At 69.5% G+C, this 16,602-nt stretch carries 20 protein-coding genes and 4 tRNA genes; 16 read left to right on the top strand and 8 right to left on the bottom strand.

From position 1 onward, the window contains the following. Positions 1 to 100: 100 nt before the first annotated feature. Together HEK131_RS27905 and HEK131_RS27900 are read right to left on the bottom strand one after the other, a co-directional pair. Complete coding sequence (locus HEK131_RS27905; RefSeq protein ID WP_244337537.1) at positions 101 to 1,000, bottom strand: hypothetical protein; 900 nt, start codon at positions 998 to 1,000, stop codon at positions 101 to 103. Continuing rightward, on the bottom strand, positions 997 to 1,578 hold the full coding sequence (locus tag HEK131_RS27900; RefSeq protein WP_244337535.1) for a DUF6932 family protein: 582 nt from the start codon (positions 1,576 to 1,578) through the stop codon (positions 997 to 999). The genes HEK131_RS27905 and HEK131_RS27900 overlap by 4 nt, the downstream gene beginning before the upstream one ends. 242 nt (positions 1,579 to 1,820) lie before the next feature. Between HEK131_RS27900 and HEK131_RS27895 the strand changes: the two genes are divergently transcribed. After that, a tRNA-Tyr gene (locus tag HEK131_RS27895) sits at positions 1,821 to 1,901 on the top strand. 122 nt (positions 1,902 to 2,023) lie between these two features. On the opposite strand, the gene HEK131_RS27890 is transcribed toward HEK131_RS27895, so the two are convergent. Continuing rightward, positions 2,024 to 2,542, bottom strand: coding sequence for a lamin tail domain-containing protein (locus tag HEK131_RS27890; protein ID WP_244337533.1), 519 nt, complete (start codon positions 2,540 to 2,542; stop codon positions 2,024 to 2,026). Between the two features lie 336 nt (positions 2,543 to 2,878). On the opposite strand from HEK131_RS27890, the gene HEK131_RS27885 reads away from it, so the two are divergent. Then, positions 2,879 to 3,091 carry a hypothetical protein gene (locus tag HEK131_RS27885; protein WP_217461845.1) on the top strand — a complete coding sequence of 71 codons (213 nt, stop codon included), beginning with the start codon at positions 2,879 to 2,881 and terminating at the stop codon, positions 3,089 to 3,091. A gap of 53 nt (positions 3,092 to 3,144) precedes the next feature. On the opposite strand, the gene HEK131_RS27880 is transcribed toward HEK131_RS27885, so the two are convergent. After that, on the bottom strand, positions 3,145 to 3,801 hold the full coding sequence (locus HEK131_RS27880; protein ID WP_244337532.1) for an SDR family oxidoreductase: 657 nt from the start codon (positions 3,799 to 3,801) through the stop codon (positions 3,145 to 3,147). 159 nt (positions 3,802 to 3,960) lie between these two features. Next, positions 3,961 to 5,217: an amidohydrolase family protein gene (locus HEK131_RS27875; RefSeq protein WP_244452160.1), complete on the bottom strand. Its 1,257-nt coding sequence runs from the start codon at positions 5,215 to 5,217 to the stop codon at positions 3,961 to 3,963. A gap of 230 nt (positions 5,218 to 5,447) precedes the next feature. On the opposite strand from HEK131_RS27875, the gene HEK131_RS27870 reads away from it, so the two are divergent. The 6 genes from HEK131_RS27870 (at position 5,448) to HEK131_RS27845 (ending at position 8,013) form a co-directional block, all read left to right on the top strand. Continuing rightward, positions 5,448 to 5,520 (top strand) — tRNA-Thr (locus HEK131_RS27870). Positions 5,521 to 5,566: 46 nt separating this feature from the next. Then, positions 5,567 to 5,639, top strand: a tRNA-Met gene (locus HEK131_RS27865). A gap of 90 nt (positions 5,640 to 5,729) precedes the next feature. Beyond that, on the top strand, positions 5,730 to 5,894 hold the full coding sequence (gene rpmG, locus HEK131_RS27860; protein ID WP_003948671.1) for a 50S ribosomal protein L33: 165 nt from the start codon (positions 5,730 to 5,732) through the stop codon (positions 5,892 to 5,894). A gap of 99 nt (positions 5,895 to 5,993) precedes the next feature. Next, positions 5,994 to 6,446 (top strand): MaoC family dehydratase N-terminal domain-containing protein, encoded by a 453-nt coding sequence (locus HEK131_RS27855; protein WP_161146637.1) that lies wholly within the window; start codon positions 5,994 to 5,996, stop codon positions 6,444 to 6,446. Positions 6,447 to 6,452: 6 nt separating this feature from the next. Further along, complete coding sequence (locus HEK131_RS27850) at positions 6,453 to 6,881, top strand: MaoC family dehydratase (RefSeq protein ID WP_244337530.1); 429 nt, start codon at positions 6,453 to 6,455, stop codon at positions 6,879 to 6,881. Between the two features lie 76 nt (positions 6,882 to 6,957). Continuing rightward, positions 6,958 to 8,013 carry a UDP-N-acetylmuramate dehydrogenase gene (locus tag HEK131_RS27845; protein ID WP_244337528.1) on the top strand — a complete coding sequence of 352 codons (1,056 nt, stop codon included), beginning with the start codon at positions 6,958 to 6,960 and terminating at the stop codon, positions 8,011 to 8,013. A gap of 8 nt (positions 8,014 to 8,021) precedes the next feature. Here the strand turns inward: HEK131_RS27845 and HEK131_RS27840 are convergent, their stop codons facing one another. The 3 genes from HEK131_RS27840 to HEK131_RS27830 form a co-directional block, all read right to left on the bottom strand. Next, positions 8,022 to 8,654 carry an NAD(P)-dependent oxidoreductase gene (locus HEK131_RS27840; protein WP_244337526.1) on the bottom strand — a complete coding sequence of 211 codons (633 nt, stop codon included), beginning with the start codon at positions 8,652 to 8,654 and terminating at the stop codon, positions 8,022 to 8,024. Continuing rightward, positions 8,651 to 9,694, bottom strand: a complete 1,044-nt coding sequence (locus HEK131_RS27835; RefSeq protein ID WP_244337524.1) for an adenosine deaminase — start codon at positions 9,692 to 9,694, stop codon at positions 8,651 to 8,653. The genes HEK131_RS27840 and HEK131_RS27835 overlap by 4 nt, the downstream gene beginning before the upstream one ends. A 125-nt stretch (positions 9,695 to 9,819) precedes the next feature. Next, positions 9,820 to 11,046, bottom strand: coding sequence for a pyridoxal phosphate-dependent aminotransferase (locus HEK131_RS27830; protein WP_244337522.1), 1,227 nt, complete (start codon positions 11,044 to 11,046; stop codon positions 9,820 to 9,822). A 260-nt stretch (positions 11,047 to 11,306) separates the two neighbouring features. Between HEK131_RS27830 and HEK131_RS27825 the strand changes: the two genes are divergently transcribed. From HEK131_RS27825 to rplL, 8 genes are all read left to right on the top strand, one after another. Further along, positions 11,307 to 11,379 (top strand) — tRNA-Trp (locus HEK131_RS27825). A gap of 110 nt (positions 11,380 to 11,489) precedes the next feature. Then, positions 11,490 to 11,774, top strand: a complete 285-nt coding sequence (gene secE / locus HEK131_RS27820) for a preprotein translocase subunit SecE (RefSeq protein WP_030811625.1) — start codon at positions 11,490 to 11,492, stop codon at positions 11,772 to 11,774. Positions 11,775 to 11,854: 80 nt separating this feature from the next. After that, positions 11,855 to 12,736 carry a transcription termination/antitermination protein NusG gene (gene nusG / locus HEK131_RS27815; RefSeq protein ID WP_244337520.1) on the top strand — a complete coding sequence of 294 codons (882 nt, stop codon included), beginning with the start codon at positions 11,855 to 11,857 and terminating at the stop codon, positions 12,734 to 12,736. A 170-nt stretch (positions 12,737 to 12,906) separates the two neighbouring features. Beyond that, entirely contained in the window at positions 12,907 to 13,341 is a 435-nt protein-coding gene (gene rplK / locus HEK131_RS27810) for a 50S ribosomal protein L11 (RefSeq protein WP_018543896.1), read from the top strand. A gap of 97 nt (positions 13,342 to 13,438) precedes the next feature. Next, positions 13,439 to 14,164, top strand: a complete 726-nt coding sequence (rplA, locus tag HEK131_RS27805; protein ID WP_217461853.1) for a 50S ribosomal protein L1 — start codon at positions 13,439 to 13,441, stop codon at positions 14,162 to 14,164. Between the two features lie 163 nt (positions 14,165 to 14,327). After that, the gene (locus HEK131_RS27800; protein ID WP_244337518.1) at positions 14,328 to 15,194 is read left to right on the top strand and encodes a hypothetical protein; all 867 of its coding nucleotides are present in this window, start codon (positions 14,328 to 14,330) and stop codon (positions 15,192 to 15,194) included. 306 nt (positions 15,195 to 15,500) lie between these two features. Beyond that, positions 15,501 to 16,031 (top strand): 50S ribosomal protein L10, encoded by a 531-nt coding sequence (gene rplJ / locus HEK131_RS27795; RefSeq protein ID WP_217461855.1) that lies wholly within the window; start codon positions 15,501 to 15,503, stop codon positions 16,029 to 16,031. A gap of 116 nt (positions 16,032 to 16,147) precedes the next feature. Beyond that, entirely contained in the window at positions 16,148 to 16,531 is a 384-nt protein-coding gene (gene rplL / locus HEK131_RS27790; RefSeq protein ID WP_161146647.1) for a 50S ribosomal protein L7/L12, read from the top strand. Positions 16,532 to 16,602 lie beyond the last annotated feature (71 nt).

The raw sequence follows: 16,602 nt of genomic DNA, 5'->3' as shown, positions 1-16,602 counted from the left end.
TGGCTGTGGCGTACAGTCGAGGAACGCTGGCCTGGTGCACGGAATAGGGCCCCTGCTGCATTCGGCAGGGGCCCGAACGGCGTGACGGGTCCGCTCAAACTTAGGATTCGAACAATCCGTCCTGCGTCTCGGCAATGCGCAGGAACCGGTACTCCTCCGAGCGGGCTCGGCCAAGTTTGTCCTTCTTCCGTACGACCTCAATTAGGAAGGAAACCGACATCCCAAGTTCGAGGTGCATTCCCATCAAATCGTCTGGCTCGATATGTACGTCGTAGGCTTTAGATTGGCGAGTGATGCCTGTCTTTACTTTCGCCATTCCTGACATGCGAAGTTCTGTGATCGTGCCAGCTACCGCCAGGCGTGAACGGTACGTCTTTAGCTCGCGAAGGCCCCGCACGTAGGTCTTGCCCCGACTCGATAGCTTGGAAGACCTGACGGTGCCGTCCAGGCTGTGCCAGCGCATTTCCATGGACAGATCAAATTTGTCCAATGCTTGTACGACGCCATCCAGGCCGGGGATTATGCGCTCCCATTCGCGTACGTCCTGCTCATTCTCGGCTGCGTTGACAAGCTTTAGCAGGTCACGCACTGCCGGGTCGGCAGCCGAAGAGTCAATTCTGCCTAGATGTGCTTCTTCATCGCTGTGCTCGACCTTGGGGCGGACATGCAGCACTGTGCTTCCGTGAGATAGGCCAGTCAGCTCTAGCTCAATGTCTTTGCGGGCCGCAGCAGCGACTCCGTCACGAAGCGGCTTGAGCAGTGCATCGCCCACACGGAAGTCCAATACTCCCCGATCGGCTACCTCGCCTCGTAGTCGGACGGTCAGCTCTTCCGAGAGGGTGGACTCGGGATCGTAGTGGCGGGCCGTCTCCAGCCAATGGCGCCGCAACTCCTCCTCGTAAGCATCGTCACTGGTCGGGGGGTCAGCCAGCTCTGAGAAGAAGCGCCTATTGGCCTCGCGGTTACGCTCTAGAGCACGTTGTCGCCAGCTCGTGCTCATAGGGTCACCTCCAGGTAGCCACGTCGCGGTGCCGCACTCTCGATGGTGGGCTCACTCTTGTCTACCCCAGGGGTACGACAGCGCTGCCACCAGTCATCCCACGCGCCTCTCTCCCGAAGGTACGCCTGATCCTCTGCGTCCAAACGCTCAGCTCGAAAGACAGAAGTGATCGGCCTGTAGCGCACGGGCAGCGGCGACACCCCGAACTCGGCGAGGCGCGCCTCACGCTTGAACGCAGAGAGTAGCCAGCGCGTGCCCGGAAGCCCCTTGATGGCCGAAGCTGCACGATCATCGATCAAGACCGTCAGGTCGATGTTCTGCGGGTCCACCTTTGTGCTGACATAGCTACCGCCCAGCCAGACGGCATGGATCAGCGAGACGCTGCCGACGACCTCACTGTGGCGTTCTTCGAGCTCGAAGAAGCGGCTGAGGTAGCTCTCAAGGCCGGTCCAGAGCCGAGCCCTGGTCTCGGACTCCTTGAAGAGCCGGTGCTTGACTAGCAGCTCCTCGGCGTCTTCTGGGCTGAGCCTGTACCTACCGGGCCGCAGAAACCCGTCATCCCCCCACTCAGGAATCACGCACCCCTCCCCTGAGCATGTGCCATGTACTGGGCACATGATCCAGGTTGTGCATGTATCGGGCAAGAGTTCCCGCAGCGGCGGCGTGAGGGGGGGGCTTCCCCTGTCCCTGGGCTGTAGGGGACGGGGTTCGGGTCTGCCCCGCCGCAAGCTGCCCGGTGAGGCGAGACCGGAAAGGCTGCGGACGAGGTGCGGACGAGAGGAGGTTACGTAGGGGAACCGTGCTCGGTTTTCGCTGCTCAGCGGCACTTCGACGGTGTGATCCGGGCGAGACTGTAAATCTGCCGGCTCAGCCTTCCCAGGTTCGAATCCTGGCGCCGCCACACGGGAAACAAAGGTCCCGTGACCTGCTACTCAGCAGGTCACGGGACCTTTGTCGTGCTGTGGAACGCGCGGGCGGCGCGGCACTCCCTGGGGGGAAGTGCCGCGCCGCCTGTCGTGAGGGTCAGCGGCGGTGGTGGCCGCGGCCGTCGTGGTCGCGGCCCTCGTGGTCGCGGTGGCCACGCTCGCCCCACGACGCGCTGTCGACGACGCGGCGGTTGTCGTTGCGCAGGGTCGCGGTGTCGCGGCGGTTGTCCCAGACGTAGTTGCGGCGGTCCTGGAAGAGGTCGTGCGCGGAGTCACGGCCGACGCCCGTGTGGACGCGGACCGACTCGTGGCCGCCGAGGCTGAAGTGGCGGAACGTGTAGGTGACCCCGCGCCGGTCCTCCGTCAGCCTCCAGCCGTCGAGGTTCACCCGGTGGCGGGAGTTGTTGGTGACCTCCACCCACTCGTTGTTGAGGGAGCGGTTGGAGCCGTTGTCCCAGCCCGGGGAGTCGTACTGCACGCGGCTGATCTCGACGTTCGCGCGGTGCGAGCGGTGGTCCGCGGCGGAGGCCGGCAGGGCCGCCGCTCCGATCAGCGCTCCGGCAGCGAGAGCGGCGGCGGCCAGGCGACGGGCGGTCACGGAAGACGAAGCAGTCACAGGATCTCCTGCAAGATGTGTGCGGATGGCGACCAGCTGGCCGCGCATTCACAACCTTGTCCGGGATGCGGATGAGATGTGGTGGATACGTGAACCGTGTTACCGATCGGCCATGTTTCCGTGACTCTTGCCTGTAACGTCCATTCATAGGAAAAATGCACCGAGTTGACGCCTTCGTCGGCCGACAATCCGTGTGATCACTGGGTCGAGGGGCCGTTTCGCCAGGTCACGCCACCCCGGCCCCTTCAGGGGCGTCACCCGAAAGTGGGTAACAGAGGTCCGTGGCGGAGGGCGGCCCCCGGTCGCCCTGTCAGCCCCTCGGGGCACACTGGCCCCATGTCCTCGCGCCGCAGAACCTGTCCCGTGTGCCACCGCGAAATCGCCGTCGTCGCCGGGCGCTTCGCGCGCCACGACCCGCCGGGCGGGCGGGAGAGCCAGGAGATGGTCTCCTGCGCGGGCTCCCGGCGGCACGCCCAGATCGGCGCGGCCCAGCCCACCCTGGACGGCTACGTCGTCCCCGACTTCCCCGGCCAGCTCCCGCTGTTCTGACGCGAAGAGCCGGAGGCGCGAACCCCGCTGAGGCCCCCTCAGTTCCCTGCGACTCAGTTCCCCGCGACCGCCTTCACCGCCACCGCCACCGGCGTCGACCCCGCGATCAGCTCCAGCGTCAGCCCCGCCGTCGACGAGGACTCCACCAGGTCCGCCAGCACGGCCGCCACGTCGTCCCGGGGGACCGGACCCCGCCCGGTGTGCGCCGCGAGCTTGACCAGCCCCGTGCCCGGCTCGTCCGTCAGCGAACCGGGGCGCAGGATCGTCCAGTCGAGCGCGTCCTGCCCGGTGACGTAGGCGTCCGCCTCGCCCTTGGCCCGCTGGTACACGTCGAAGACCTCGGTACCGGTGTTGTCGGGGTCCGCGCCCATCGAGGACACCACCACGAACCGGCGCACCCCGGCCCGCACCGCCGCGTCCGCGAACAGCACCGCCGCGCCCTTGTCCACCGTCTCCTTGCGGGCCGTACCGCTGCCCGGACCGGCGCCGGCTGCGAACACCGCCGCGTCGGCGCCCCGCAACTGCGCCGCGACCTCCTCCACCGACGCGGACTCCAGGTCCAGTAGGACCGGGTCGGCACCCGCCTCCCGCAGATCCGCCGCCTGTTCCGGCTTGCGGATGATGCCCGCGACCTCGTCCCCGCGCGCCGAGAGCAGCCGCTCCAGCCGCAGCGCGATCTGACCATGACCTCCAGCGATGACAATGCGCATGACTACGACCGTACGCCCGGCGCATCCCGTCCGCCGCGCGAGCCCGCGCCGGCCGGCGAACGTCCCCCTGACGAACCACGGCGCATGACGGCGAGCGGGGGCGCGCACGGCGCCCGCCGGCACGGCGGAGAAGCTCAACTACCCGCAGATAAAACGCTGTTACGACAGTTTCCCGCGCCCCTGCCGGGGCAGCCCCAGCTCCGCCTCGGCCGCCGAGCCGCAGTACTCCCGCACCGCGCTCGTCCGGGCCACCACCCGCCCCCGGTGCACGACGATCCGGCTGTAGGCCAGCGACAGCGCCCCCGCCAACTGGTCCCCGCGCACCGCCAGCAGCTCGGCCGGGAACCCCGCCTCCACCCGCACCTCCGGCAGCCCCAGCACCGCCCGCGCCGACGCGCTCACCGCGTCGTAGGCGTCGGCCGGGCGCATGCCGTGGCCGGAGGCGAGGAGGTACGCCGCCTCCAACGGGTCGCCGCGGCCCACCGGGTTGGCCGTGTCCCGCAGTGCGCCGCTGCCCGCCGCGACCCGTACCCCGGCCGCGCGCAGCAGCCGTACCGGCGCGGTGCCCCTGCGGTCGGTGCCGGCGCAGCCGCCCTGGGGCAGGCACACCACCGCGATCCCGGCCGCCGCGAGCCGGTCCGCCACGCGGTGGGCCGTCTCCGCGGGCAGCCGGGCGAGAGCCGCGCACGGGCCCAGCGCCACACCGGGACGCATCCCGCCCGCCATCGCCGCGAACCGCGAGAGCCGGGCCGAGTCCGCCGCGTCGGTGTGCAGATCGACCGGGCAGCCCTGCTCGGCGGCCACCTCCAGCGCCGCCTCCACGTAGCCGACGGGGTCGGGGTCCAGGTCGGGGCAGCCGCCCACCACGGAGGCGCCCATCTTCACCGCGTCCCGCAGCATCGCGAGACCGTCCGCCCCGGCCAGCCCGGTCAGCAGCCTCGGCATCGCCACCGTCGTCAGTTCCGCGAGCCCGCGCAGCGAACGGCGGGCCTGGAGCACCGCCTCCAGCGCGCCGAGCCCCTGCACGTCGCCGATGCGCACCTGCGCCCGTACCGCCGTCGCGCCGTGCCCGAGCTGGAGCAGGGTCGCTTCGGTCACTCTGCGTTGCACGTCCTCGGGGGTGTGCGAGGCCGGGCCGGGCGGTTCGGCGGACAGGCAGGTGTCGCCGTGAGCGTGCGGTTCGGCCGGGGCGGGGAGCAGCAGATAGCCGCTCAGGTCCACCCGCGGTGCGCCGGCCCGGGCCGGGCCGCACGCCAGGCTGCCCGCCGTGCCGACCGCCTCGATGCGCCCGCCGCCCAGCCGTACGTCCACCGTCCGCCCGTCGGTGAGCCGGGCCCCGCACAGCACGAGGGCGGCCTGGTCGGAGGGGCCCGGCGGGTCTGGAGAGGGATGCGGCGGCGGCTGGCTGTCGGGCATCGGGCTCGCGGACTCCAGGAAGCGGCGGACAGGGCTCAAGATCACGCAGAGCGTCGAGCGTAGGGTCGGCGGCCGCGCGGACCGGGGAGGAGGGCAATAGTCGTACCGGCGTGGCACGGCGTCCGGGGCGGTGCGCGAGGGGCTCGGGAGACCGGGGAGACGGCCCGTGATGGGCGCCCGGATACGGATTTGGGCGAACGGCGGCGGACCGTGTAATGTCTTCCTCGCTCGCCCCAATAGCTCAGTCGGCAGAGCGTCTCCATGGTAAGGAGAAGGTCAACGGTTCGATTCCGTTTTGGGGCTCTGGTGTGAGAGGTTCCCGCCGCGAGGCGGGTTCCGATCTCATCAAAGCGGTGTAGCTCAGTCGGTAGAGCAAGCGGCTCATAATCGCTGTGTCACCGGTTCAAGTCCGGTCACCGCTACTGACAGTAGCCGATTGCGGGGTCGGTCCTTCGATCGGCTACTCTTACATGCGTTGAACTAGCCCATCCGTTCGTCCTAGGAGCACTCACGTGGCTGCCACCGACGTCCGCCCGAAGATCACGCTGGCCTGCGTGGAGTGCAAGGAGCGGAACTACATCACCAAGAAGAACCGGCGTAACAACCCGGATCGACTGGAGATGAAGAAGCACTGCCCGCGTTGCAATGCGCACACCGCGCACCGCGAAACGCGATAATTTCAGGCTCGTACTTGAGGTCGTCCCCTGCACCATGGGGGGCGGCCTCAAGTCGTTTTTCCAGCAGTCATTCCGCTAGACCAGGAGGTGCCCGGGCCCATGGCGCTCGACCAGTCCTTCGTGGGGCGTACCTACCCGCCCACCGCGCCCTACGAGGTGGGCCGCGAGAAGATCCGTGAGTTCGCCGAGGCGGTCGGCGACACCAACCCGGCGTACACCGACCCGGAAGCCGCGAAGGCGTACGGGCACGCCGATGTGATCGCCCCGCCGACCTTCGTGTTCTCCATCACCTTCCGCGCCGCCGGACAGGTCGTCGAGGACCCCCAGCTCGGCCTGGACTACAGCCGAGTGGTGCACGGCGACCAGAAGTTCGCCTACACCCGCCCGGTGCGCGCCGGTGACCGTCTCACCGTCACCTCCACCATCGAGGCCATCAAGTCCATGGCGGGCAACGACATCCTGGACATCCGGGGTGAGGTGCACGACGAGTCGGGCGAGCACGTGGTGACCGCCTGGACCAAGCTGGTGGCCCGCGCGGCCGAGGAGGTCTGAGCAGCGATGACCGCGAAGATCGCGTACGACGACGTCGAGGTCGGCACCGAACTCCCGGCGCAGACCTTCCCCGTGACCCGCGCCACGCTGGTGCGCTACGCGGGCGCATCCGGGGACTTCAACCCCATCCACTGGAACGAGCGGTTCGCCAAGGAGGTGGGCCTGCCGGACGTCATCGCGCACGGCATGTTCACCATGGCCGAGGCGATCCGTGTCGTCACCGACTGGACCGGCGACCCGGCCGCGGTCGTGGAGTACGGCGTCCGCTTCACCAAGCCGGTCGTCGTGCCCGACGACGACAAGGGCGCGCTGATCGAGGTCTCGGCCAAGGTCGCGGCCAAGCTGGACGACAACACCGTCCGCGTCGACCTGCTCGCCACCAGCGCCGGCCAGAAGGTCCTGGGCATGTCCAGGGCGGTCGTACGACTGGCCTGACGGCAGCGAGGGGCAAGGGGCGTCCGGCAATGGCGGGCGCCCCTCACCGTTTCCTCCGTCTCGTAGTCTTGGCCCCGTGCACGTACTCCACGACGCCCCCCTGGCCCCGCTGACCACCTTCCGGCTGGGCGGTCCCGCGACCCGGCTGGTCACCGCCACCACCGACGCCGAGGTGATCGACGCCGTCCGTGAGGCCGACGACAGCGGCACCCCGCTGCTGGTCATCGGCGGCGGCTCCAACCTGGTCATCGGCGACAAGGGCTTCGACGGCACCGCGCTGCGCATCGCCACCCGTGGCGTCGAACTGCGCGGCACCACCCTGGAACTGGCCGCCGGCGAGGTCTGGACCGACGCCGTCGCCCGCACCGTCGAGGCCGGGCTCGCCGGGATCGAGTGCCTGGCCGGCATCCCCGGCTCGGCCGGCGCCACGCCGATCCAGAACGTCGGCGCCTACGGCCAGGAGGTCTCCTCCACCATCACCGAGGTGGTCGCCTACGACCGCCGCGCGGGCGAGACCGTCACGCTCACCGGCGAGGAGTGCGCCTTCTCCTACCGGCACAGCCGCTTCAAGTCCGACCCCGAGCGCTACGTCGTGCTCCGCGTCCGCTTCGAGCTGGAGGAGGCGGGCGGCCTGTCGGCGCCGGTCCGGTACGCGGAGACCGCGCGCGTCCTCGGTGTCGAGCCCGGCGACCGGGTGCCGCTGGCCGACGCCCGCGAGACGGTGCTGAGGCTGCGGGCGGGCAAGGGGATGGTCCTCGACCCCGAGGACCACGACACCTGGTCCGCCGGGTCCTTCTTCACCAACCCGATCCTGGACGACGAGCACTTCGCCGCGTTCCGGGCCCGCGTGCACGAGCGCCTCGGCGCGGACGCCGAACCGCCCGCCTACCCGGCGGGGGAGGGGCGTACGAAGACCTCCGCGGCCTGGCTGATCGACAAGGCGGGCTTCACCAAGGGCTACGGCACCGGACCCGCCCGCATCTCCACCAAGCACACCCTCGCCCTCACCAACCGCGGCGAGGCCACCACCGAGGACCTGCTGGCCCTGGCCCGCGAGGTCGTCGCCGGGGTCCACGAGGTCTTCGGGGTCACGCTGGTCAACGAGCCCGTGACCGTGGGCGTCAGCCTCTAGTACGCCACCTAGTACGCCACCCCGACGCCCTGCCGGACCGTCGCCGGGTCACCGGTCATCGCCAGCATCGCGTGGGCCACGTCCGCGCGGCCGATGGTCCGGCCACCGGGCGGGAAGCCGCCCACCACCGTCCGGTAGCGGCCGGTCGGGGGCCGGTCCAGCAGGCGCGGCGGGCGTACCGAGGTCCACTCGGTGCCACTGCGGGCCAGCTCCGCCTCCGTCTCGCGCAGGTCGGCGTAGACGTCCTTGAAGACCGCCGACACCACGGACCGCAGCGCGCGGTCCAGGAGGCCGTCTTCCTCGGGGGCGGGGCCGACCGGGGCGGCGCTGACGATCAGCAGGCGCCGTACGCCCTCGGCCTCCATCGCGGCCAGCACCGCGCGGGTCAGCCGGGTCGTGACCCCCGCGGCCTTGCGGGACCGTGCGCCCAGACCCGACAGGACCGCGTCCCGGCCCGCCACGGCGGCCCGCAGCGCCTCCGGACCGGACAGGTCGGTACGGACGACGTGCAGCCGGTCCCCGGTGACGGTGAGCCGCGCGGGGTCCCGGACGACGGCCGTCACCTCGTGCCCCGCGTCGAGCGCCTGCCGGACGATCTCGCCACCGACACCGCCGGTGGCGCCGAGAACGGTCAGCCTCATGAGCCCGCCGGCTGGGCCAGCCAGTCGTCGACGCCCGCCAGGAGGCGTTCCTTCGTCTCCGCCGGGGCCGCCGAGCCGCGTACCGACTGGCGGGCCAGTTCGGCGAGTTCGGCGTCGGTGAAGGCGTGGTGGTGGCGGGCGATCTCGTACTGGGCGGCCAGCCGGGAGCCGAAGAGGAGGGGGTCGTCGGCGCCGAGGGCCAGCGGGACCCCGCTTTCGAACAGAGTGCGCAGGGGGACGTCCTCGGGCTTCTCGTAGACGCCGAGGGCCACGTTGGAGGCCGGGCAGACCTCGCAGGTGATGCCCCGATCCGCCAGCCGCTTCAGCAGGCGGGGGTCCTCCGCCGCGCGCACCCCGTGCCCGATCCGGGTGGCGTGCAGATCGTCCAGGCAGTCGCGCACCGACGCCGGGCCGGTCAGCTCACCACCGTGCGGCGCCGACAGCAGACCGCCCTCGCGGGCGATGTGGAAGGCCCGGTCGAAGTCGCGCGCCATGCCGCGCCGCTCGTCGTTGGAGAGGCCGAAGCCGACGATGCCCCGGTCCGCGTACCGCACCGCGAGCCGGGCCAGCGTGCGCGCGTCCAGCGGGTGCTTCATCCGGTTCGCGGCCACCAGCACCCGAATCCCGAGCCCGGTCTCGCGGGAGGCGGTGTCCACCGCGTCCAGGATGATCTCCAGCGCCGGGATCAGCCCGCCCAGCCGGGTGGCGTACGAGGTCGGGTCGACCTGGATCTCCAGCCAGCCCGAGCCGTCCCGGACATCCTCCTCGGCGGCCTCGCGGACCAGCCGCTGGATGTCCTCGGGCTCACGCACGCACGAGCGCGCCGCGTCGTACAGCCGCTGGAAGCGGAACCAGCCGCGCTCGTCGGTGGCCCGCAGTCTCGGCGGCTCGCCGCTGGTCAGGGCCTCGATCAGCGTCTCGGGCAGGCGCACGCCGTACTTGTCGGCCAGCTCCAGGACGGTGCCGGGGCGCATCGAGCCGGTGAAGTGCAGATGCAGATGGGCCTTGGGAAGCTCCGAGAGATCACGTACACGCTCCATCCAGAGATCCTGCCGTACTCGGGCGCCACACCGGAAGCCGGTTCCCCTTTAGTGGGCTTGCTCGCACACAGAAGCGGGGCCCTACCCACTCTTGAGAGTGGACAGGGCCCCGCTCATGGACGATCTCAGTCGCGGGCCTCCGCCAGGAGCTTCTGCATCCGGCTGACGCCCTCGATCAGGTCCTCGTCACCCAGCGCGTAGGACAGCCGCAGGTAGCCCGGCGTGCCGAACGCCTCGCCCGGGACGACCGCGACCTCGGCCTCCTCCAGGATCAGCGCGGCCAGCTCGACCGTGGTCTCCGGGCGCCTGCCCCGGATCTCCTTGCCCAGCAGGTCCTTCACCGACGGGTAGGCGTAGAAGGCGCCCTCGGGCTCGGGGCACAGCACGCCGTCGATCTCGTTCAGCATCCGCGTGATCGTCCGGCGGCGCCGGTCGAACGCCTCGCGCATCTCCGCCACGGCCTTCAGGTCACCGGAGACGGCGGCGAGCGCGGCGGCCTGGGCCACGTTGGAGACGTTGGAGGTGGCGTGCGACTGGAGGTTGGTCGCGGCCTTGACCACGTCCTTCGGGCCGATGACCCAGCCCACCCGCCAGCCGGTCATGGCGTACGTCTTGGCCACGCCGTTGACCACGATGCACTTGTCGCGCAGCTCGGGCAGGATCGCCGGGAGCGAGGTGAACGTGGCGTCGCCGTAGACCAGGTGCTCGTAGATCTCGTCGGTCAGCACCCACAGGCCGTGCTCGACGGCCCAGCGGCCGATGGCCTCGGCCTCGGACTCGCTGTAGACGGCGCCGGTCGGGTTGGAGGGGGAGACGAAGAGGACGACCTTCGTCTTCTCCGTGCGGGCCGCCTCCAACTGCTCGACGCTGACGCGGTAGCCGGTGGTCTCGTCGGCCACGACCTCCACCGGGACACCGCCCGCGAGGCGGATCGACTCCGGGTAGGTGGTCCAGTAGGGGGCCGGGACGATGACCTCGTCGCCCGGGTCGAGGATCGCGGCGAACGCCTCGTAGATGGCCTGCTTGCCGCCGTTGGTCACCAGGATCTGGGAGGCGTCGACCTCGTAGCCCGAGTCCCGCAGGGTCTTCGCGGCGATGGCGGCTTTCAGCTCCGGCAGGCCGCCGGCCGGGGTGTAGCGGTGGAACTTCGGGTTCCGGCAGGCCTCTACGGCCGCCTCGACGATGTAGTCCGGGGTCGGGAAGTCGGGTTCACCGGCGCCGAAGCCGATCACCGGACGTCCGGCGGCCTTGAGGGCCTTGGCCTTGGCGTCCACGGCGAGGGTGGCGGACTCGGAGATCGCGCCGACTCGGGCGGAGACCCGGCGCTCGGTGGGAGGGGTTGCAGCGCTCATACGCCCATCGTTCCAGACCGGAAACACGGCGGGCACACGGGTTTCACAGAGTGAACGGCACCGGGCGGGCACCGGAACAAGGGTCCGAATCCGGCCCGCGGCCAGGACGATCTTCCACACCGGGCGCCCGGCCGGGCACTTTCTGTTCGACGCCGGGCCGTTGAACACGTACACTCTCACCTCGTTGGCCTCCAGCAGCCACCGCACGACCGGTCTACACCGAGCGGTCGAGCGGATGCGGTAGGTTGGGGGACACACAAAGGGTCGTAGCTCAATTGGTAGAGCACTGGTCTCCAAAACCAGCGGTTGGGGGTTCAAGTCCCTCCGGCCCTGCTACACACACCGCCAGGATGTGTGCGCATGTACGTACAGCAATGCACCGCCGTGCGGCTCTGATTCACCGGGCGCGGCACGGCCACGATTCCGGGATCAGGTGAGGATGCATGACGGACGCCGTGGGCTCCATCGACACGCCTGATGCCCAGGACGAGCTGTCGGATGCCAAGAAGCCGCGCAAGGGCGGCAAGCGAGCCAAGAAGGGCCCGCTGAAGCGTCTTGCCACCTTCTACCGCCAGATCATCGCGGAACTCCGCAAGGTCGTCTGGCCGACCCGCAATCAGCTGACGTCGTACACGACCGTAGTGATCGTCTTCGTCGTCATCATGATTGGCTTGGTCACCGTGATTGACTATGGCCTCAACCACGCGGCCAAGTACGTCTTCGGCTGAGCCAAGAGCGAAGGGCGCCGTGGTACCGGCGCCTTTTTTCGCATGTTCCACCCCTATGTATCCAGGAAGAAGCAGCCATCGTGTCTGACCCGAACCTGAACGACGCCACCGAGCCTCGCCGAGACACCGTCGAGGCGGTGGACGCCGAGCTCGACATCGTCGAGGGCGCGGACGAGCAGGACGAGTTCGAGGCTGCCGAGGCCGCGGCGGGCGAGCCCGCCGAAGAGGCCGCTCTGCACGTCGACGGTGACGCCGAGGCGGTCGCCGAGACCGACGAGGACGTCGTCGAGGCGGACGAGACCGCCGAAGCCGTCGAGATCGTCGAGGAAGAGCCGGCCGAGCCGGTCGACCCGATCACCGCGCTCCGCGAGGAGCTGCGCACGCTGCCCGGCGAGTGGTACGTCATCCACACCTACGCGGGTTACGAGAACCGCGTGAAGACGAACCTGGAGCAGCGCGCCGTCTCGCTGAACGTCGAGGACTTCATCTTCCAGGCCGAGGTGCCGCAGGAAGAAGTCGCTCAGATCAAGAACGGCGAGCGCAAGACCATCAAGCAGAACAAGCTCCCGGGCTACGTCCTGGTCCGCATGGACCTGACGAACGAGTCCTGGGGCGTCGTCCGCAACACCCCCGGCGTCACCGGCTTCGTGGGCAACGCCTACGACCCGTACCCGCTGACCCTGGACGAGATCGTCAAGATGCTCGCCCCGGAGGCCGAGGAGAAGGCCGCCCGCGAGGCCGCCGAGGCCGAGGGCAAGCCGGCTCCGCAGCGCAAGGTCGAGGTCCAGGTGCTGGACTTCGAGGTCGGCGACTCGGTCACCGTCACCGACGGCCCCTTCGCCACCCTCCAGGCCACGATCAACGAGATCAACGCCGACTCGAAGAAGGTCAAGGGCCTCGTCGAGATCTTCGGCCGCGAGACCCCGGTCGAGCTGAGCTTCGACCAGATCCAGAAGAACTAGTTCTTTCTGGGCACACCGCTTCCGAAGCAGGTCAGACCGGCTGTCACAGCCGGTCTGACCTGCTCGGTTTTCAGCCGCGCATCTATACCCGTTATCGTTGTGCGGTATGCCTGCGTCCGGGTGGTTCACCGGACGTCGGCAGGACCCGAATCGAAAGGACCCGGAGAGCAATGCCTCCCAAGAAGAAGAAGGTCACGGGGCTCATCAAGCTCCAGATCAACGCCGGTGCGGCGAACCCGGCCCCGCCGGTCGGCCCCGCGCTCGGTCAGCACGGCGTCAACATCATGGAGTTCTGCAAGGCCTACAACGCCGCGACCGAGTCGCAGCGTGGCTGGGTGATCCCGGTGGAGATCACGGTCTACGAGGACCGTTCCTTCACCTTCGTCACCAAGACTCCGCCGGCCGCGAAGATGATCCTCAAGGCCGCGGGCGTGGAGAAGGGCTCCGGCGAGCCGCACAAGACCAAGGTCGCCAAGATCACCGAGGCGCAGGTCCGCGAGATCGCCACGACCAAGATGCCCGACCTGAACGCCAACGACCTGGACGCCGCGTCGAAGATCATCGCCGGCACCGCCCGTTCCATGGGCATCACGGTCGAGGGCTGATCACCCACCCCGTAGTCATGCGGCCGTGACGGTCGCACGTGGCAGGGCCTGCTCGGCCCGTACCACGCCTCCTTTTCAGAACCCCACAGGAGCAGTTGTGAGCAAGCGCAGCAAGGCTCTCCGCGCTGCGGACGCCAAGATCGACCGGGAGAAGCTCTACGCCCCGCTCGAGGCCGTCCGTCTCGCCAAGGAGACCTCCACGACCAAGTTCGACGGCACCGTCGAGGTCGCCTTCCGCCTGGGTGTCGACCCGCGCAAGGCCGACCAGATGGTCCGTGGCACCGTGAACCTCCCGCACGGCACTGGTAAGACCGCTCGGGTCCTGGTCTTCGCGACCGGTGACCGTGCCGAGGCCGCGCGTGCCGCCGGCGCCGACATCGTCGGTTCCGACGAGCTGATCGACGAGGTGGCGAAGGGTCGTCTGGACTTCGACGCCGTCGTCGCCACCCCGGACCTCATGGGCAAGGTCGGCCGCCTGGGCCGCGTCCTCGGCCCGCGTGGTCTGATGCCGAACCCGAAGACCGGCACCGTGACCCCGGACGTGGCCAAGGCCGTGACCGAGATCAAGGGCGGCAAGATCGAGTTCCGCGTCGACAAGCACTCGAACCTGCACTTCATCATCGGCAAGACGTCCTTCGACGACGCCAAGCTGGTGGAGAACTACGGCGCCGCGCTGGAGGAGATCCTCCGCCTGAAGCCGTCCGCCGCCAAGGGTCGCTACATCAAGAAGGCCGCCATCAGCACCACGATGGGCCCCGGCATCCTGGTGGACCAGAACCGCACCCGCAACCTCCTCGTCGAGGAGGACCCGGCCGCCGCCTGAGCCTTCGCTCACCGGTAGCCGCGTCAGCGACGCGCACGCAGGTCGAGGACCCCGCACCCTTCGAGGGCGCGGGGTCCTCCCCTTTTCCCGTCGATCTTGGCCTTCCGGCCGGACCCCTGGGTTACGGTGCGGGCAGAGGGCGCTGACAGGGGTGGGGGACCGGATGAGGAGCACGACCGTCCGCCGGGTGGGGATCGCGGCGCTGGCGCTGGCCACGCTCGGCCCGCTGGCCTCCTGCGGCGACGCCCGCGACGGCGGCCCGGACGGCTCCCTGGCCGCCCTGCGCTCCGCCGAGCGGTCCACCGACCACGCCGAGTCGGTCCGCGTCCGCTCCACGCTCAGCTACGGCAAGGCCCTCTCCCTGTCCTCCGACGGCGCCCTGCGCTGGGGCGACGGCGTCACCGGGCACCTCACCATCCGCTACACCGGCGGCACCCTGGCCGCCGCGATGCGCAAGGCCGGCACCTCCTCCCTGCGGGCCCGCTATCTCCCGGACGCCTACTACGCGCGCATGAGCGACACCTTCGCCCGTCGGGCCGGCGGCCGGCACTGGATCAGGTACGCGTATGCCGACCTGGCCCGCGGCGGCGACGGACTCGGGATGTATCTGAAGGACCAGATGCGCAACACCACCCCCAACCAGTCGGTGAAGATGCTGCTGGCCTCCGGGGACGTACGGAAGGTCGGCGCCGAGCGGGTCCAGGGCGCCGCGGCCACCCACTACCGGGGCCGGGTCCGCGTCGCCGACCTGACGGGCCGCAGCAGCGGTCTCAGCGCCCGCGAGCTGGCCGGCCTCAAGCGCCAGCTCGACCAGGCCGGGGTCACCACGGAGACCGTCGACCTCTGGATCGACCACCGGAACCTGCTGGTCAAGAAGGTGGAGCGGGCCGACACCGCGCAGGGCAGCCTGGTCAGCACCGCCTACTACCGTGACTACGGCGTCCGGATCGCCGCCGAGGCGCCCCCGGCCTCCGACACCCAGGACTTCACGAAGCTGGCGCGCTCCGAAGGCGTCACGGGCACCCGCTGAGCACCCCGTCCGAGGGTCCGCTCCGACCGGATTTGCTCGACGGCGCCCGAGTCCCGTACTCTCCTGGAGAAGCCAAAGACCGCTGGTCGTTGCCGCACGCTCACCTGAGGGTGTGGTGGCCGAAGGACCTACTGCAAAGTGGGCGACCCGCGTAGGTGTAAGTGGAAGAACTCCCGGAGCATGCGCGCTCACGCGTAAGCGCCCGGTCGAGTCCGCCCCGAGCGCCTGCGCCGGGGCGTTTCGTTTTCCCAGTCTCCTCCTTCGGGTCCGCGCGGTCAGAATCACCCGGAAGGAGGCCGAGGCTCTATGGCGAGGCCCGACAAGGCTGCCGCAGTGTCCGAGTTGACGGAGCAGTTCCGCAACTCCAACGCTGCCGTGCTTACCGAGTACCGCGGTCTCACCGTGGCGCAGATCAAGAACCTGCGCCGGTCGCTCGGTGAGAACGCCAAGTACGCCGTGGTGAAGAACACGCTGACCAAGATTGCGGCCAACGAGGCCGGGATCACCACGCTGGACGACCTGTTCAACGGTCCGACGGCTGTCGCCTTCGTCACCGGTGACCCGGTGGAGTCGGCGAAGGGTCTCCGTGACTTCGCCAAGGACAACCCGAATCTCGTCATCAAGGGCGGTGTCCTTGACGGTAAGGCGCTGTCCGCCGACGAGATCAAGAAGCTTGCGGACCTCGAGTCTCGCGAGGTTCTGCTCAGCAAGCTGGCCGGTGCCTTCAAGGGCAAGCAGTCTCAGGCTGCTCAGCTCTTCCAGGCGCTGCCCTCGAAGCTCGTCCGCACCGTGGACGCGCTCCGTGCCAAGCAGGCCGAGCAGGGCGGTGCCGAGTAATTCGGCTCGCTTTCTGACTCTTGCCGCATGAGGCGGCCGGAGTCGCAGCGGGCCGAAGTACGCCCGCCACATCCAGTACATACGGCACCCGCCGATCGAGTGGAAGGACCGCCATCATGGCGAAGCTCACCCAGGACGAGCTGCTTGCCCAGTTCGAGGGCATGACCCTCATCGAGCTCTCCGAGTTCGTGAAGGCCTTCGAGGAGAAGTTCGACGTCACCGCCGCCGCCGCGGTCGCCGTTGCCGGCCCCGCCGCCCCCGGCGCCCCGGCCGAGGCCGCTGAGGAGCAGGACGAGTTCGACGTCGTCCTCACCGGCGCCGGCGAGAAGAAGATCCAGGTCATCAAGGTCGTGCGTGAGCTGACCTCCCTGGGTCTGAAGGAGGCCAAGGACCTCGTCGACGGCACCCCGAAGCCGGTCCTCGAGAAGGTCACGAAGGAGGCCGCCGAGAAGGCTGCCGAGTCCCTCAAGGCCGCCGGCGCCTCCGTCGAGGTCAAGTAAGACCTCACGGGGTTCCGCGAACCTCACACGCGTGAGCACGGCCTTCTGAGGCTGTAACGCGAACGCACCGA

It is taken from the genome of Streptomyces seoulensis, from assembly GCF_022846655.1.
Lineage (GTDB): Bacteria > Actinomycetota > Actinomycetes > Streptomycetales > Streptomycetaceae > Streptomyces.
This window is presented reverse-complemented; position numbering and strand designations above follow the sequence as displayed.

Bases quoted from the DNA above. Each gene is read 5' to 3' on its own strand.
- HEK131_RS27880 (WP_244337532.1), bottom strand. From the start codon at position 3,801: ATGCGCATTGTCATCGCTGGAGGTCATGGTCAGATCGCGCTGCGGCTG.
- rplK (WP_018543896.1), top strand. From the start codon at position 12,907: ATGCCTCCCAAGAAGAAGAAGGTCACGGGGCTCATCAAGCTCCAGATC.
- HEK131_RS27830 (WP_244337522.1), bottom strand. From the start codon at position 11,046: ATGAGCGCTGCAACCCCTCCCACCGAGCGCCGGGTCTCCGCCCGAGTC.
- rplJ (WP_217461855.1), top strand. From the start codon at position 15,501: ATGGCGAGGCCCGACAAGGCTGCCGCAGTGTCCGAGTTGACGGAGCAG.
- HEK131_RS27800 (WP_244337518.1), top strand. From the start codon at position 14,328: ATGAGGAGCACGACCGTCCGCCGGGTGGGGATCGCGGCGCTGGCGCTG.
- rplL (WP_161146647.1), top strand. From the start codon at position 16,148: ATGGCGAAGCTCACCCAGGACGAGCTGCTTGCCCAGTTCGAGGGCATG.
- HEK131_RS27835 (WP_244337524.1), bottom strand. From the start codon at position 9,694: ATGGAGCGTGTACGTGATCTCTCGGAGCTTCCCAAGGCCCATCTGCAT.
- HEK131_RS27855 (WP_161146637.1), top strand. From the start codon at position 5,994: ATGGCGCTCGACCAGTCCTTCGTGGGGCGTACCTACCCGCCCACCGCG.
- HEK131_RS27840 (WP_244337526.1), bottom strand. From the start codon at position 8,654: ATGAGGCTGACCGTTCTCGGCGCCACCGGCGGTGTCGGTGGCGAGATC.
- HEK131_RS27850 (WP_244337530.1), top strand. From the start codon at position 6,453: ATGACCGCGAAGATCGCGTACGACGACGTCGAGGTCGGCACCGAACTC.
- HEK131_RS27875 (WP_244452160.1), bottom strand. From the start codon at position 5,217: ATGCCCGACAGCCAGCCGCCGCCGCATCCCTCTCCAGACCCGCCGGGC.
- secE (WP_030811625.1), top strand. From the start codon at position 11,490: ATGACGGACGCCGTGGGCTCCATCGACACGCCTGATGCCCAGGACGAG.
- HEK131_RS27905 (WP_244337537.1), bottom strand. From the start codon at position 1,000: ATGAGCACGAGCTGGCGACAACGTGCTCTAGAGCGTAACCGCGAGGCC.
- HEK131_RS27885 (WP_217461845.1), top strand. From the start codon at position 2,879: ATGTCCTCGCGCCGCAGAACCTGTCCCGTGTGCCACCGCGAAATCGCC.